The sequence below is a fragment of the Caulobacter sp. 05T431 genome (genome assembly GCF_056665975.1).
The window spans coordinates 99,815-114,026 of sequence record NZ_JBFTKU010000004.1 but is presented as its reverse complement, the minus strand read 5'-3'; the positions used below and the strand labels follow the sequence as shown (position 1 = coordinate 114,026).

The following is a 14,212-nucleotide window of genomic DNA, read 5'->3' as shown; positions in this document are numbered from 1 at the left end:
TCAGCGCGCCTCGTCCAAGCGCGGATCGAAGCGGTCGCGCAAGCCGTCGCCCAGCAGGTTCAGGCCCAGCACGGTGACCACGATGGCCAGGCCGGGGAAGATCGCCTGCAGGGGCGCGATCGCGACCAGGGCCTGGGCGTCGGCCAGCATCTTGCCCCAGCTGGCGGCGGGCGGCTGGGCGCCGAGGCCGACATAGGACAGGCCCGCCTCGGCGATGACGCCCAGCGAGAACTGCAAGGTCGCCTGGACGATCAGCGTGCTGGCGAGGCCGGGCAGGATGTGCTCGAGCGAGATGCGGGCGACGCCCTTGCCGGCCGTGCGGGCCGCCAGGACGTAGTCGCGGGTCCACAGGGACAAGGCCGCGCCGCGGGTCAGGCGGGCGAAGACCGGCACGTTGAAGATCCCGATGGCGATCACGGCGTTGATCGCGCCCGGACCCAGGACGGCGGTGAGCAGTATGGCCAGGATCAGGGCCGGGAAGGCGAAGACGACGTCCGAGGCGCGCATGACCAGCTCGTCGACCAGACCGCGCCGCGCGGCCGCCAGCAGGCCCAGAGGGACGCCGAGGCCGGCGCCCAGCAGGACCGCCACCAGCGAGACGGCCAGGGCGTTGCCGGCGCCCAGCAGGATCATCGAGGCGACGTCGCGGCCGAAATGGTCCCGGCCCAGCCAGTGGGCGGCGGTCGGGCCTTGCAGGCGGTGGGCGATGTCGAAGGCCGCGACGTCGTAGGGCGTCCAGACCAGCGACAGCAGGGCGGCGGCGATGAAGAGGGCGCTGATCGCGCCGCCGGCGACGAGAGCGGGGGAGAGGCGGGACCGGCTCATCGACCACGGCTCCCGCGCAGGCGCGGATCGACCAGCACATAGGCCAGGTCGACCAGGAAGTTGGTCGCCACCACGGCGAAGACCAGCAGCATGACCACGCCCTGCACCACGATCAGGTCGCGCTGGGTGATGGCCTGCAGAACGAAGCGTCCCAGCCCGGGCAGGAAGAAGACGTTCTCGATGATCACCCCGCCGGCCAGCAGGAAGGGGAACTGCAGGCCCAGGATGGTCAGGAGCGGGATCAGAGCGTTGGGCAGGCCGTGGCGCCACAGGGCCTGGCTCGCGGTCAGGCCCTTGGCGCGGGCGGTCCGCATCCAGTCCTCGGCCAGGGTGTCGATCAGGGCCGAGCGGGTGACGCGGGCGACGATCGCCGCCTGCGGCGCCGCCAGGGCCAGGGAGGGCAAAGCCAGGGCCTTCAGCGCCGGGACCAGGCCGGCCTCCCATCCCGGGAAGCCGCCGGCCGAGACCCAACGCAGGCCGATCGAGAAGACCATGACCAGCAGCACGGCGAACCAGAAGTTCGGGATGGCGACGCCCACCTGGGTCAGGCCCATCACGACCATGTCGGTCGCCTTGCCCCGTCGCGCGGCGGCCAGGGCGCCGATCGGCGCGCCGATAACGACGGACAGGACCATGGCCAGCAGGGCCAGGGGCAGGGAGACGCCGATCCGCTCGGCGACCAGCGCCGCGACCGGGGTCTGGTAGGTGTAGCTGACGCCGAGATCGCCATGCAGCAGGCCCAGCACCCAGGACAGGTAGCGCTGCGCCGCCGGGCCTTCCAGGCCCATCTGCTGGCGCAGGTTGGCCACGGCTTCGGGACTGGCGTTCAGGCCCAGCATGTAGGCGGCCGGGTCGCCGGGGACGACCTGGATGAAGCTGAAGATCACGAGGCTGGCGGCCAGCAGGGTCAGGACCATCACCGCCGCGCGGCCAGCCAGCCAGGCCGCGCCGAAGCGGGCGGCGATCGCCAGGAACCCTATCAGGACGGCCAGGGTCAGGAGCCCGCCGAGGATCGCGCCGGCCGGCCCGGCCTTGGCGACGGGCCCCTCCGCGACGCCCTGGCCGCCGAACGAGGCCGTGCGCAGGTCGATCGCCTGGGTCGGCGAATTGACCCAGAAGTCCTTCAGCCGCGCGTCGAAGACGCCCAGGCGGGGGAACTGGAACAGGAAGCCGTTGACCGCGTCGTCGGCGATCCGGCGCTGGATCTGGCCGAGGATCACCGTCCGCTGGCCCTCGTCGGTCGCGCCCTTCAGCGCCTCCATCAGGCCGTGGAAAGCGTCGCTGCGATAGCCGAAATAGTAGTCGGCCTTGTCGTAGATGCCGTAGTCCATCGGCTCGGTGTGGGCGACGATGCTCAGATCGAAGGCGTGGCGGCCATAGACCTGGTCCAGCCATTGGGCCCATTCCAGGTTCTCGATCTTCACCCGTATCCCGGCCTGGGCCAGCTGGGCGGCGGCGATCTCGCCGCTGCGGCGGGCGTAGTTGGGCGGCGGCAGTTTCAGGGTCAGCGACAGGCCGTTCGGATAGCCGGCTTCCGCCAACAGCGCTTTGGCCTTGGCGACATCGTGCGGATAGAGGCCCGTCAGGTCGACATAGGCCGCGTTCTGCGGCGGGAAGTGGCTGCCGATCGGCACGCCGTAGCCGTACATCGCCCCGTCGACGATCGTCCGCCGGTCCAGGGCGTGCTGGATGGCGCGGCGCACCCGGACGTCCGCGAGCGGACCCGTACGGTTGTTGATCGCCAGGATCACCTCGCCTTCGCTGGAGGCGGTGATCACCTTCAGGGACGGATCGGCGCGAAGCTGGGCCAGGCTCTCCGGCGCGGGATAGTCGGTGAAGGCGTCGACCTCGTGGGTCTTGATCGCCGCGAACGCCGCGGCGGGGTCGGCGATGAACCGGAACGTCACCTGACGCAGGCGGGCCGGCTGGCCCCAATAGCCGTCGTTGCGGGCCAGGGTCACCGCGTCGCCGCGCCGCCAGCCGGTGAAGCGGAACGGGCCGGTGCCGACGGGCGCGGTCGCCAGGCCGGCGGCCGAGCGGGGCGAGACCATCACGCTGTCGCCCCAGGCCAGCACATAGAGGAGGTCGCTGTCGCGCTGGGCCAGGTGCAGGCGCACCGTGCGCGGATCGACCACCTCGACCCGGCGGATCACGCTCAGCGCCTGCTTCTGGACGTTGGTCGAGGCCGGGGCGATGGCGCGTTCCAGGCTGAACTTGACGGTCCCGGCGTCGAAGGCAGACCCGTCCTGGAAGCGGACGCCGTCGCGCAGGTGGAAGGTGTAGGTCAGGCCGTCGGGCGACATCTCCCACCACGTGGCCAGCAGCGGCTTGACCGCGCCCTGGGCGTCCAGCCGGACCAAGCCCTCGAAGACATTGCCGTAGACCACCTCGTCGGTCGGCGCGGCCGCGCCCGAGGTCGGGTCGAGGTTCGGCGGCTCCAGTTGCAGGGCGATCGTCAGGCTGTCCTTGGGCGCGGCCTGGGCCGCCGGGGCCAGGGCCACGGCGAGGGCGACCGCCAGGCCGCCGAGGAGGGCGCGCAAGTTCACGCGATGGCCGCCAGGCGACGTTCGACGCGGGCGCGGGCCTTGGCGGCCTCGCCGGGCAGGCCCAGGCGGTCATAGACGGCGGCCAGGGCGCGGTTCAGCGGGACGCCCTCGGGGTCGAAGCCCCGCCGCAACTCCAGGGCCTGCTGGGCCTCCGACAGCCGGTCGGCGCGGAGCAGGGCCGAGAGGATCAGCTGTTCGAAGAGATCGCGCTGGGCGTGGCTGCCGCCGATGTCGGCCAGGCGGGGCAGGGCGGCGCGCAGGCCGCGCAGGGCCGCCGCGTCGTCGCCGCGCGCGTGGGCGATCAGCCCCTCGGCGGCCGGCAGGGCCACCTCGCGCCAGGTCTCCCGGACATGGTCGGGGGCGTCCAGCGCCGCGCGGCGGACGGCCGCCAGCAGGGCGTCGGCCTCCGGGCGTCCGGCCCGGGCCAGGCCGTAGAGGTACTGCAGGGTCAGGAACGGCTGGACCACGTCGTCGGCGCGGACGACCAGGTAATCGGCCAGGTCGGTCCAACGCTCGCCGACGTCCAGTCCGGCCACTTCCAGCCGCGCCAGCAGCGAGACCGCCCCGACCTGATCCTGGGAATAGTCCTTGGCCTGCGCCCAGCAGTGGTCGTCATAGGCGGTCAGCGCCGCGTCGAACCGCCCCTGGCTCAGATAGAACAGCGCCAGATGCCACCACAGGTGCGTGTCCATGAACGAGTTCAGCCCCGTCCAGGTGTCGCGGACGCCCTCCAGGAACGCCGCGCCCTCGTCGATGCGGCCCTGGGTCAGCATCACGTGGGCCAGGGCGTGCTGGGCCCAGGGCTCCTTGCGCTTCAGCGCCAGGGCCCGGCGGGCGGCGGCCTCGGCCTCGTCCAGCAGGTGGCACTGCTCGTAGGCGAAGGCCAGCATGGCGTGGAGCGCAGGGACGTCGTCGGCGGCCGGCAAGGCCCGGCTGGCCGACCGGAGCATGGCGGGGAAATCGCCGCGATTGAAGTCGTGGTAGTGGCGCAGCTTCAGGATCAGCAGATCGCGGGGCCAGGCCTCAAGGATCGCGTCGGCGATCGCCAGCGCGCCGGGGATGTCGTCGGCGGACCAGGCCGCGACGAAATCCACGACCCGGCGCTCGCGCGGATGGGCGCCGCTGGCCTTCGCGCGGGCCCGGGCCAGGTAGGGCGCCGCGCGGTCCGCCGCCTCGGGCGCTTCGAGAAGCAGCCAGAGGGCGGCGGCGTAGGCGTTGAGCAGGGCGCTCGACGGCTCGGCCTCGGCCGCGGCGAGGATGTCCGCCGCCCGCGTCTCGTAGCTCAGGAAGCCATCGACGAAATCGTCGATGGCCGCCAGGGCCGTGTCGGAGGTCGCGCTGACCGGATTGCCGAGATAGTCGGTACGCATGGGGTTACTCTAGAGGTCCCGGGGCTGGACGCTAGCGGATGCCGGCGTCCGCCAGGAAGGCGGCGACGTCGTCGGCCGTGCGTTGCGGGATCTCGACCTGGGGCAGGTGGCCCACCTTGGGATAGACGATCAGCTTGGCGCCCGGGATCGCCTCGGCGAACTTGTGGGCCCCGGCCACCTCGATCAGCGGGTCGATCTCGCCCCACAACACCAGGGTCGGGACCTTGATGGTCGAGAGGGCCGCCTTGGTCGCCTGGCCGTGTTTGCCGGGCTGAATCGACATCAGGATCGCGCGATGGCCCGGCGCGCGCTGCAGTTCGGCCCAGCGGTCGATGAAGGCGTCGGTGATCACGGCCGGATCGCCGACCTCGCCGCGCAGGCCCGAGCGGATCAGCGGCTTGTTGTCGATCGAGCGCAGGAAGGCGCGGCCCCACGAATATTTCAGCAGCTTGAAGGCGAGGGGCGGCTTCTTCAGCGTGGTCGCGGGCCAGCCGGCGGCGTCGGCCAGGATCAGGGCGTCGACGCGGTTCGGATAGCGCACGGCCGTCTGCCAGGCCACGCCGCCGCCCATCGAGTTGCCGGCGATGGCGAACTTCGGCAGGGCCAGCTTGGCGGCCAGGGCGTCGATCAGGTCGGCATAGCCGTCGCCGCTGGCGACATAGCCGGCCGGGGCGCGGGTCAGGCCGTGGCCCGGCAGGTCGACGGTGATGATCCGGTAGCGGTCGGAGAGGCGCGCGACCCAGCCTTCCCACGAGAAGTGCGAGTCGCCGAAGCCATGGACCAGCACCAGCACCGGTCCGTCGGTCTTGCCCTCGTCCTTGTAGTGCATGCGGACGCCGCCCGGCAGGTCGGCGTAGTGCGAAGCCGCCGTGGCGTATTTGGCTTCCAGCTTCTCGTAGGGGATGTCGGGCCCCCGCAACAGCAGCCAGCCGACAAAGCCGGCGACCACCACCAGCGCGACCAGGCCGCCCAGCACCGACAACACGATCTTGATCATCGAACTCTCCAGAACGGTCGGCCTCCCCGCCGCGAGGGCGAGGAGGCCTTGGATGCTAGTACTTCAGGCTGGCGCGCACGCCCCAGGTCGCCGGCTCGCCGGGGGCGGCGATGTCGATGTAGGGCAGGAAGAAGTTGCGGGTCAGGTCGTACTTCTCGTTGAAGACGTTGCGGCCGAACAGGCTGACCGCCCAGGGGCCGGTCGACGGCGTCAGGGTGATGCTGGCGTTGGCCAGCCAGTAGGAGTCGACGTTGTAGCGCGAGCCCAGCAGCAGCGGCTTGGTCTCGTCGTGGAAGGCGTAGTTGCCCTCGGCCTCCAGCTGGTAATCGCCCAGCGACCAGCCGTACGACACGTCGCCGCCGTAGCTGAGCGGCGGGAAGCCCACCTTGGCCCCGGTGCGATCGACATAGACGGCGTGGCCGGCCGCGGTGCTGGCGGCGATGTCCAGGTCGTTGGTGTACTTGTCGAACTTGCCGGTCTTGTAGCCCAGCGATTGGCCGATCCGCAGGCCGGGAGCCGGCCGCCAGGTCAGCTCCAGCTCGCCGCCGTAGATGTGCGACTTCTGGGCGTTGACGATGGCGCCGATCGGGCCGTTGTTGATGTCGTAGATCGCCGACTGAACCTGCTGGTCCTTGTAGTCGTAGTAGAACACCGAGCCGTTCAGCTGGACGGTGTTGTCGGCGAAGCTGGACTTGAAGCCGGTCTCGTAGGCCCACAGGGTCTCGGGCCTGAAGCCGTCGACCGCCGAGGCGTCGCCCACGTTGTACGAGGTGAAGCCGCCCGACTTGGTGCCCTTGCTGGCGCTGGCGTACAGCAGGACGCCGTCGACCGGCCGGTATTCCAGGCCCAGCTTGCCGGTCAGGGTCTTGTTGTGCAGCGACTTGTCGGCCGTGGGGCTGAAGTTGGTCGGGGGCGCGCCGGGGGCGAAGACGCCGGCGGTGACGAAGTCGTCCTGGTTACGCTTCTCGTCCTCGCCGCGCAGACCGGCGATCAGCTTCAGCTTGTCGCTGAGCGCGTATTCGACCTGGCCGAACAGCGAGCCCGAGCGGACCTTCTGGTCATAGCTGGTGCGGGTGTCGAACAGCAGCGACTGGTAGAAGTCCGAATAGAAGGCCTCGTCCAGGGTCTCGCGCGAATAATAGGCGCCGACCAGCCATTGCAGCGGACCCTCGGTCTTCGACGAGGCGCGGACCTCTTGCGAGAAGACCTTGGCGTCGGTGTCGAAATAGGTCCCGGCATAGGCGTAGGCCGAGGCGTCCCAGTCGTTGTATTCCTTGCGGTGCAGGCGCTCGTACGAGGTGATCGAGACCACGTCGACCACATCGTTGCCGCCGTGGGCGCGCAGGCTGACGCCGCTGCTGTCGGTGTCGTGGAACGGCTTGGCGTTGGTAGCGATGCCGGTCAGGCCGGCGAAGGCGGACGAGCCGCCCCAGCCGGTGGCCTTGCGGTCGGTGTCGGCCGGGATGGTCGGCAGGGCCGGGTTGTAGCTCAGCGGATTGAACAGGTAGAGGCCCGTGGGCTCGGACTTGTCGCGGCCGTAGTGGGCGCTGAGCAGGAAGTCGAGCTTGTCGCTGGGCTGCCAGGCCAGTTGGCCGCGCACGCTGGTGCTGTCCTTGTCGCCCAGCTTCTCGCCGGTGGTGCGGTTTTTCTGCCAGGCGCCGCCCTGGTCGGTGACGAACGCCAGGCGGCCCTGCAGGGCGTCGCCGATCGGTCCCGAGACATAGCCCTCGGCCTTGAAGTGGTCGTGGCTGTCGTATTCGGCGGTGATCCCGGCGGCCTGGCTGGTGGTCGGCCGGTTGGTGATGAAGTTGATCGCGCCGCCGGTGGTGTTGCGGCCGTAGAGCGTGCCCTGCGGGCCGCGCAGCACTTCGACCCGGGCGATGTCGAACAGCAGGCCCTGGGTCTGGGCCTGGATCGGATAGGCCACTTCGTCGACGCTGACGCCGACCGTCGAGGAGTTGTTCGACGCATAGTCGTCGAAGCCGACGCCGCGCAGGCGGAAGCTGGGCTGGCCGCTGCCGAACTGGGGCGTGATCTCCAGGCTGGGCGTGGCGTACTGCAGCTGATTGACCGTGGCGACGCCGCGCGCGACCAGCTGCTCGCCCGAGATCACCGACAGGGCCACGCCCACGTCCTGGGCCGACTGTTCCCGGCGCTGGGCAGTGACGATCACCTGCTCCAGTTCGGTGTTATTGGTCGCCTGGGCGAAGGCCGCGCTGGCCAGGGAGGCGGTCAGGGCGCCGGCGGCGGTCCCGATGAGAAGACGCTTGATCACTGAATTATCCCCGCTTGCGGCGTGCGCCATTGTCGCGAAAACGCCGGTTTTTCGTTCGCCCGAGAATTCCTACTTAATGACTGGGGATTCAAACCGAGATTTCCTCCCGATAAGCCAAGCTTCTCTAATCGGCGTTCAGCTGAGCGGAAAAAATCTGATTGGGCACGCAGATTTATCAGGAAAGCCGGGGGATTGCGCGACGGGGCGGCGGCGTGGATTTCTCTACCCATTGAGTAGGATTTTCCATGCCCGACACCAATCTGAACCTCGACCACTACTGGATGCCGTTCACGGCCAACCGTCAGTTCAAGGCCGCGCCGCGTCTGCTGGCGGGCGCCGAAGGCATGTACTACGCCAGCGCGGACGGGCGCCGGATTCTCGACGGCACGGCGGGCCTGTGGTGCGTCAACGCCGGCCACGGGCGCCGCGAGATCGCCGAGGCGGTGTCGCGCCAGCTGCTGGACCTGGACTATGCGCCGTCATTCCAGATGGGCCACCCGGTCGCTTTCCAGTTCGCCGAGGCCCTGGCCGCCATCGCGCCGGGCGGTCCCGAGGCCCGGCTGGACCGGGTCTTCTTCGCCAATTCGGGTTCGGAGGCCGTCGACAGCGCCCTGAAGATCGCCGTGGCCTATCAGCGGGCGATCGGGCAGGGGACGCGCACCCGGTTCATCGGCCGTGAGCGCGGCTATCACGGCGTCGGGTTCGGCGGCATCTCGGTCGGCGGGCTGGTCAACAACCGGCGCGTCTTCCCGCTGCTGAACGGGACCGACCATCTGCGCCACACGCACGACCCGGCCCGCAACGCCCTCTCGCGGGGGCTGCCCGAGCACGGCGCAGAACTGGCCGAGGACCTAGAGCGCCTGGTCGCGCTGCACGGCGCGGAGACGATCGCCGCGGTGATCGTCGAGCCCGTGGCGGGCTCGGCGGGCGTCCTGCCGCCCCCGAAGGGCTATCTGGAGCGCCTGCGCGCGATCTGCGACCGCCACGGGATCCTGCTGATCTTCGACGAGGTGATCACCGGTTTCGGGCGGCTGGGCGCTCCGTTCGCCACGGACTATTTCGGCGTGATCCCCGACCTGGTGACCGTGGCCAAGGGCATCACCAACGGCGCCTTGCCGATGGGCGCGGTGTTCGCCAGCCGCAAGGTCCACGACGCCCTGATGACCGGTCCCGAGCCGCAGATCGAGCTCTTCCACGGCTACACCTATTCCGGCCATCCCGTGGCCTGCGCGGCGGGCCTGGCGACGCTGGGCCTCTATCGGGACGAGGGGCTGCTGACCCGCGTGGCGGGGCTCGAGGCCATCTGGAGCCAGGCGCTGCACGCCCTGGCCGACGCGCCCCACGTCATCGACGTGCGCGCCATCGGCCTGATGGGCGGCGTCGAGCTGGCGCCCAGGGACGGCGAGCCGGGCGCGCGCGGCTACGACGTGCTGGTCGCCTGTTTCGAGGCGGGGCTGCTGGTCCGGGTGACCGGGGACATCATCGCGCTCTCGCCGCCCCTGATCGCCGAGGCCGACCACATCGCCGAACTGACGGCGACGTTGCGCGACGTCCTGCTCAGGGTGTTGTGAGGTCGGCGGCCTCGCGGAGCTGACCGCTGATCGGCAGCAGCAGGGTGAAGGTGGTGCCGCCGGGTCCCGACACCAGCTCGACCCCGCCGCCGATCGCCGCCGCGCGACGAGCCTGGTTGCCCAGGCCGCGGCCCTCGGCGGCGGTCGCGACGTCGAACCCATGGCCGTTGTCGACCACGCTGACCCGCACGAAGCCGTCGCGCGCCTCAGTAGCGACCCGGATCTCGCCGGCGCCGGCGTGCTTGATCACGTTGGTGAAGGCCTCCTGCAGGATGCGCAGGATGTGCAGCGAATGGCGCTGGTCCAGCCAGGCCAGCGGCGGCACGTCGCGGACCTCCCACCGCAGCTTGACGCCCGTCGCCTCCAGCCGCGGCTGGAGGCGGAACCGCAGCGTGCCCAACAGGAGGAGCAGGTCGGTCTCGACCGGCTCCATCGAGTCGATGGTCAGCTTCAGGTCGTCGATGCAGCTCTTCAGCAGCTGGGCGATCTCGTGCTCGTCGATCTTGCCGTGCTCGACCACCCGCAGGGCGCTGACCAGGGACGAGCCGAGCCCGTCGTGCATGTCCTGCATCAGTCGCTGGCGCTCCCGGTGCAGCACCTCGCGCCGTTCGACCTCGCGCAGCTTCTGGTGGCTTTCGGTCAGCTCGGCCTCGCGGGCGGCCAGACGTTCGGCCAGCACCGCGTTGGCGCGCTCCACCTCGCTCATCGCCCGCAGGTAGCGGTTCAGCATGATCTGGCAGAAGGCGACGATCAGCCCGATCTCGGCGTAGATGTTGAGGAACAGGCCCTCGATATTGACGAGGTTGTTCTGGAGCAGCAGGTCGTAAGCGCCGGCCAGGACGCTCAGCAGCCCCCAGGCGGCCAGGACCACGCCCTCCCGCGAGCGCGCCCGCCAGCTTCGATAGAAGCCGAGGCCGAAGGTGGTGATCGCCAGGATCCCCATGAAGACGTAGACGATCGGCGACACGATCGTCGCGTCGAACGTGCCGGCGAACAGCGGCAGGGTCAGCAGGTTGACCACCACGCTGGCCGTCGCGAGCACGGCGGTGAGCAGGGGCTGGCGGTGGTGGTGGAGCCGGACCAGGAACAGCTGGGCGATCAGGATCATCCAGCTCAGCGCATTGACCGTCAGCCAGCCGAACCAGGCGTCCGAGATCGGTAGCCGGTCCGTCCCCATGAAGGTGTGCATCACCCGCAGCAGCGCCGCGATGCTCATCACCGCGAAGAGCAGCAGCAGCGTCTCCCGCCGTCGCCCCAGCCAGACCAGGAAGGCGAAGATGCCCGTCCCCAGGAAGATCGCCGAACTGAGATAGGGCAGCTCGATCTGGAAGAAGTCGCGCACGTAGTAGGCCGCGCCCAGTTGGCGGTAGTCGCCCAGCCACAGGGTCGACAGCGCGCCGCCCAGGCCGCGGACGTGGCGCATGCGGATCAGGATGTCCTTGGGCGGCGTGGTCTCGGCCGCGTCCTCCAGCGGGATCCACAGCGGCCGGTTCGAGCCGTTCCACTGCAGATTGGCGTGCGATTGGTAGAACAGCGCGCCGTCGACATAGATCGCGATCTCGCCGTCGGTCTTCCAGCGCGGGATGTAGAGATAGGCGTCGGACGGGGCCGACTGACCCGGTCCGAGCTGGAAATGGTACCAGGTGGTGCGCGTGGGCAGGGCGTCCGCCTCGCCGGGTCGGGTCTGGACGTCGGGGCGGGGCGCATGGGGCAGGGCGACGGTCCGCCACTGGCCGGGGATGTTGCGCCAGTCCACGCGACGCGGCGGCGGCGCATAGCCCTGGCTGTCCTGGGCCAACACCTGGGCCTGGACGAGATGGACGCCGTGGGGCCGGCTGGCGAGGTAGGCGCAGGCCAGGACCAGCCCGATCACCGCGGCGTAGAGCAGCGGCGCGCGCAGGCTTCTATGGAACTCCATGGCGGCGGCCCCCGATCCCAGGCGGTTCATGACGCCCTTCTTGTCACGGTTACGTCTCGTATCCGACCTAGACACCCCTGTCAGGGCCGCGCATTGAGTCTGTCGGCTGCGGGGAAGGCATTATGACCAAGCTTCGAAACGCGTTGATGACGGCCGTGATGGCGGCGGGTTCGCTGCTGGCGGTGAGCGCGGCCCAGGCCGCCCCGAGCGGCGGCCCTACCGGCGACCTGAAGCTGGAGCGCGTGGTCATGGTCATGCGCCACAGTGTCCGCCCGCCGACCAAGGCGATGGCTACGCCCGAGGGCACGACCGCCCAGCCGTGGTCGAGCTGGACCACGCCCTATGGCGAGCTGACGCMGCACGGTGGCGAGGGCGCGCGGCTGATGGGCGTCTACTACCACACCTTCCTCGCMTCGCGGGGGCTGCTGTCGCGCGACGGTTGCGCGGCGTCCGGCGACATCGTCGCCTGGGCCAGCGGCAAGTCGCGGGCGATCAAGACCGCCGAGATGTTCGTCGAAGGCCTGCAGCCGGGCTGCGGCCTGAAGGTGGCCCACCCCGACAGCGAGGCCAACGACCCGATCTTCCACCCGGCCGAGGGCATCGACGGCGATGTCGCCCTGAAGGCCGCCCTGCGCCAGAAGCCGGGCGTCGCGGCCGAGCCCCGCGTCCACGCCGCCGACTTCACGGTCCTGCAGCGCGTGCTGGGCTGCGACCCGGCGACCAAGGCCGGCTGCGGCCTCGCCGCCAAGCCCTCCGAGCTGAAGGCCGTCAAGGGCGACACGCCGGAGATGGAAGGCGCGCTGTCGGTGGCCTCCACCGCCGGCCAGACCGTGCTGCTGGAATATGTCGAGGGCAAGCCGATGGACCAGGTCGGCTGGGGGCGCGCCTCCAAGGCCGACATCCAGGCCATGCTGCGCTTCCACGCCGTGAAGTTCCACTACGAGGTCGGCGCGCCCTACGTCGCCGAGCGCTACGCCGCGCCGATCGCCAAGGAGGTGCTGGGCGCGCTGAGCGGAACCCAGGGCACGGGCGCCAAGCTGACCATGCTGGTCGGCCACGACACCAACATCGCCGCCCTGCGCGGCTTCCTGGACGCGCACTTCACCGCCGCCGACTATCCGCGCGACGACCCGCCGCCCGGCGGGGCCATGGGCTTCGAACTGTTCCGTGACGGGGCCGGCAAGGCCTATGTGCGCGCCTTCTACACGGCCCAGAGCATGGACCAACTTCGGGAGCTCCAACCGCTGACCGCCGCCAATCCGCCGGCCTACGCCTACTTCCCGCTGCCCGGCTGCGGGGTGAAGGGCGCACCGACGCTCTGCCCGCTGGAGACCTTCCAGAAGATCGTCGGCGGCAAGCTGGCCCATCCGGCGAAGAACTGATCTTCGCCCGGCGGGGCGTACGCCGCTAGGCGGCGACGGCCTTCAGCAGCTTGCGGAAGCCCTGGGCCGCGGCGAGCGTCGCGGGCGCGTCGAGACAGCGCTCGTCGTCCTCCGCCGTGTGGTGGAAGCGATGGATGCCGAAGACCCCCGCCGCCGGCGCGTAGCCGACCTTGATGACCTCTTCCAGTTCCCCCGCCGCCAGGACCGCGCTGGAAACGGGCGCCTCAAAGCCGATCTGGCCGGCGAAGATCGTCCGGGCCAGCGGCATCAGCTGCGGCGTGATCGACAGGAAGCGCTGGCTGTCGACATTGGGCAGGGGCTCCCAGCGCCCGGGGATCTCGTGCCAGTCGCGGGCGGCGACATTGGCCCCCAGATGCAGCCAGAAGCGGGTCGCCGACGGCGGCGGCGCGATCTGCTTCATCGCTTCGGACGCGCCGAGGTACTCGTATTCGTGGCCGGTGTTGCAGACGAAGGCCAGGTCGTGGTCGGGCATGGCCTTGGCGGCCCAGCGGGCCAGGTCCAGCCAGACGGCCACGCCGGGACCGCGTTCGCCCGCGCAGCCGAACCAGCCCGAGCGCGGGGTGGACACGGCCAGCCAGCGTCCCTTGCCGCGATCGATGCGGCCGACGAAGTTGAAAGCGGGCCGCGTCCCGCCCTTGCCGTCTACCGTCAGCCGGGCCTCCTGGCGTTGGTAGGCCGCCGCCAGGAAGGGCGCCGCGCGCTCGGGCGCCAGCAGGGCCACCGGACCGGGGAACATCGGCTTGCGGCCGTCGGCGTTCAGCGCGATCACCTTGCCCGTGGGGCCGTTGGTGATCGCCACCACGGCCTTGGCCCCGGCCGCGAAGGCCGCCTCGACCGGTTTGCGCGCGGGACCGGCGATCATGGTCGACCAGCGCGCGCTGGGCAGGTCGACGAGGGCGATCGCGCCGTCCAGCGACCCCGCGAACCGGCCGGCCGCATCGACGCGCACCAGCGGCCCCGAAACCCCGGCGGGACCGGTCGGGACGACGATCGGCTGGGGATAGACCGGGACCTTGGTCTCGCCGCAGACCAGCTCGGCCTGCGTCGCCTCGAAGAACGGGGCCTGGAACGACTGCTTCTCGATCACGTAGCCGGCCTTGGTCAGCTCGCCCGCCAGCCATTCGCCGCAGGCGTTGTCGCCCGCGCCGCCGGCGCGCTTCTCGCCGAACCCGACATACTTCAGCAGGTCCGCCTCGATGGCGACGTTAGGGACGGCAGGCATGGCGGCGGCGGCCGCGCCGCCCAGCGAGGCCAGCGCGCCCGCGCCCAGGAGAGTCCGCCTGCTGGTGTCGATCATGCCGATGTCC

At 70.5% G+C, this 14,212-nt stretch carries 9 protein-coding genes; 2 read left to right on the top strand and 7 right to left on the bottom strand.

What is annotated here, in order from left to right; all coding sequences use genetic code 11:
- The 5 genes from AC1U89_RS05540 to AC1U89_RS05520 are packed head-to-tail and all read right to left on the bottom strand — an operon-like array spanning position 1 to position 8,013.
- Positions 1 to 825, bottom strand: coding sequence for an ABC transporter permease (locus AC1U89_RS05540; protein ID WP_479898735.1), 825 nt, complete (start codon positions 823 to 825; stop codon positions 1 to 3).
- Positions 822 to 3,371: an ABC transporter substrate-binding protein gene (locus tag AC1U89_RS05535; RefSeq protein WP_479898734.1), complete on the bottom strand. Its 2,550-nt coding sequence runs from the start codon at positions 3,369 to 3,371 to the stop codon at positions 822 to 824. Before AC1U89_RS05535 ends, AC1U89_RS05540 begins: the two co-directional genes overlap by 4 nt.
- Positions 3,368 to 4,741, bottom strand: a complete 1,374-nt coding sequence (locus tag AC1U89_RS05530; protein WP_479898733.1) for a tetratricopeptide repeat protein — start codon at positions 4,739 to 4,741, stop codon at positions 3,368 to 3,370. The genes AC1U89_RS05535 and AC1U89_RS05530 overlap by 4 nt, the downstream gene beginning before the upstream one ends.
- 31 nt (positions 4,742 to 4,772) lie before the next feature.
- Positions 4,773 to 5,738, bottom strand: a complete 966-nt coding sequence (locus tag AC1U89_RS05525; RefSeq protein ID WP_479898732.1) for an alpha/beta fold hydrolase — start codon at positions 5,736 to 5,738, stop codon at positions 4,773 to 4,775.
- Between the two features lie 55 nt (positions 5,739 to 5,793).
- Positions 5,794 to 8,013, bottom strand: coding sequence for a TonB-dependent receptor (locus AC1U89_RS05520; protein WP_479898731.1), 2,220 nt, complete (start codon positions 8,011 to 8,013; stop codon positions 5,794 to 5,796).
- 245 nt (positions 8,014 to 8,258) lie between these two features.
- Here AC1U89_RS05520 and aptA point away from each other — a divergent pair, with 245 nt between their 5' ends.
- On the top strand, positions 8,259 to 9,584 hold the full coding sequence (aptA, locus tag AC1U89_RS05515; RefSeq protein WP_479898730.1) for an omega-aminotransferase AptA: 1,326 nt from the start codon (positions 8,259 to 8,261) through the stop codon (positions 9,582 to 9,584).
- Here aptA and AC1U89_RS05510 read toward each other — a convergent pair.
- A complete protein-coding gene (locus AC1U89_RS05510; RefSeq protein ID WP_479898729.1) occupies positions 9,571 to 11,532 on the bottom strand; it encodes a sensor histidine kinase in 1,962 nt (653 codons plus the stop codon). The genes aptA and AC1U89_RS05510 overlap by 14 nt on opposite strands.
- Before the next feature lie 92 nt (positions 11,533 to 11,624).
- Here AC1U89_RS05510 and AC1U89_RS05505 point away from each other — a divergent pair, with 92 nt between their 5' ends.
- On the top strand, positions 11,625 to 12,884 hold the full coding sequence (locus AC1U89_RS05505; protein ID WP_479898728.1) for a histidine-type phosphatase: 1,260 nt from the start codon (positions 11,625 to 11,627) through the stop codon (positions 12,882 to 12,884).
- Between the two features lie 25 nt (positions 12,885 to 12,909).
- Here AC1U89_RS05505 and AC1U89_RS05500 read toward each other — a convergent pair whose 3' ends face one another.
- Positions 12,910 to 14,202 (bottom strand): hypothetical protein, encoded by a 1,293-nt coding sequence (locus tag AC1U89_RS05500; protein ID WP_479898727.1) that lies wholly within the window; start codon positions 14,200 to 14,202, stop codon positions 12,910 to 12,912.
- Between the last annotated feature and the right edge of the window lie 10 nt (positions 14,203 to 14,212).

Bases quoted from the DNA above. Each gene is read 5' to 3' on its own strand.
- AC1U89_RS05540 (WP_479898735.1), bottom strand. From the start codon at position 825: ATGAGCCGGTCCCGCCTCTCCCCCGCTCTCGTCGCCGGCGGCGCGATC.
- AC1U89_RS05530 (WP_479898733.1), bottom strand. From the start codon at position 4,741: ATGCGTACCGACTATCTCGGCAATCCGGTCAGCGCGACCTCCGACACG.
- AC1U89_RS05525 (WP_479898732.1), bottom strand. From the start codon at position 5,738: ATGATCAAGATCGTGTTGTCGGTGCTGGGCGGCCTGGTCGCGCTGGTG.
- aptA (WP_479898730.1), top strand. From the start codon at position 8,259: ATGCCCGACACCAATCTGAACCTCGACCACTACTGGATGCCGTTCACG.
- AC1U89_RS05510 (WP_479898729.1), bottom strand. From the start codon at position 11,532: ATGAACCGCCTGGGATCGGGGGCCGCCGCCATGGAGTTCCATAGAAGC.
- AC1U89_RS05500 (WP_479898727.1), bottom strand. From the start codon at position 14,202: ATGATCGACACCAGCAGGCGGACTCTCCTGGGCGCGGGCGCGCTGGCC.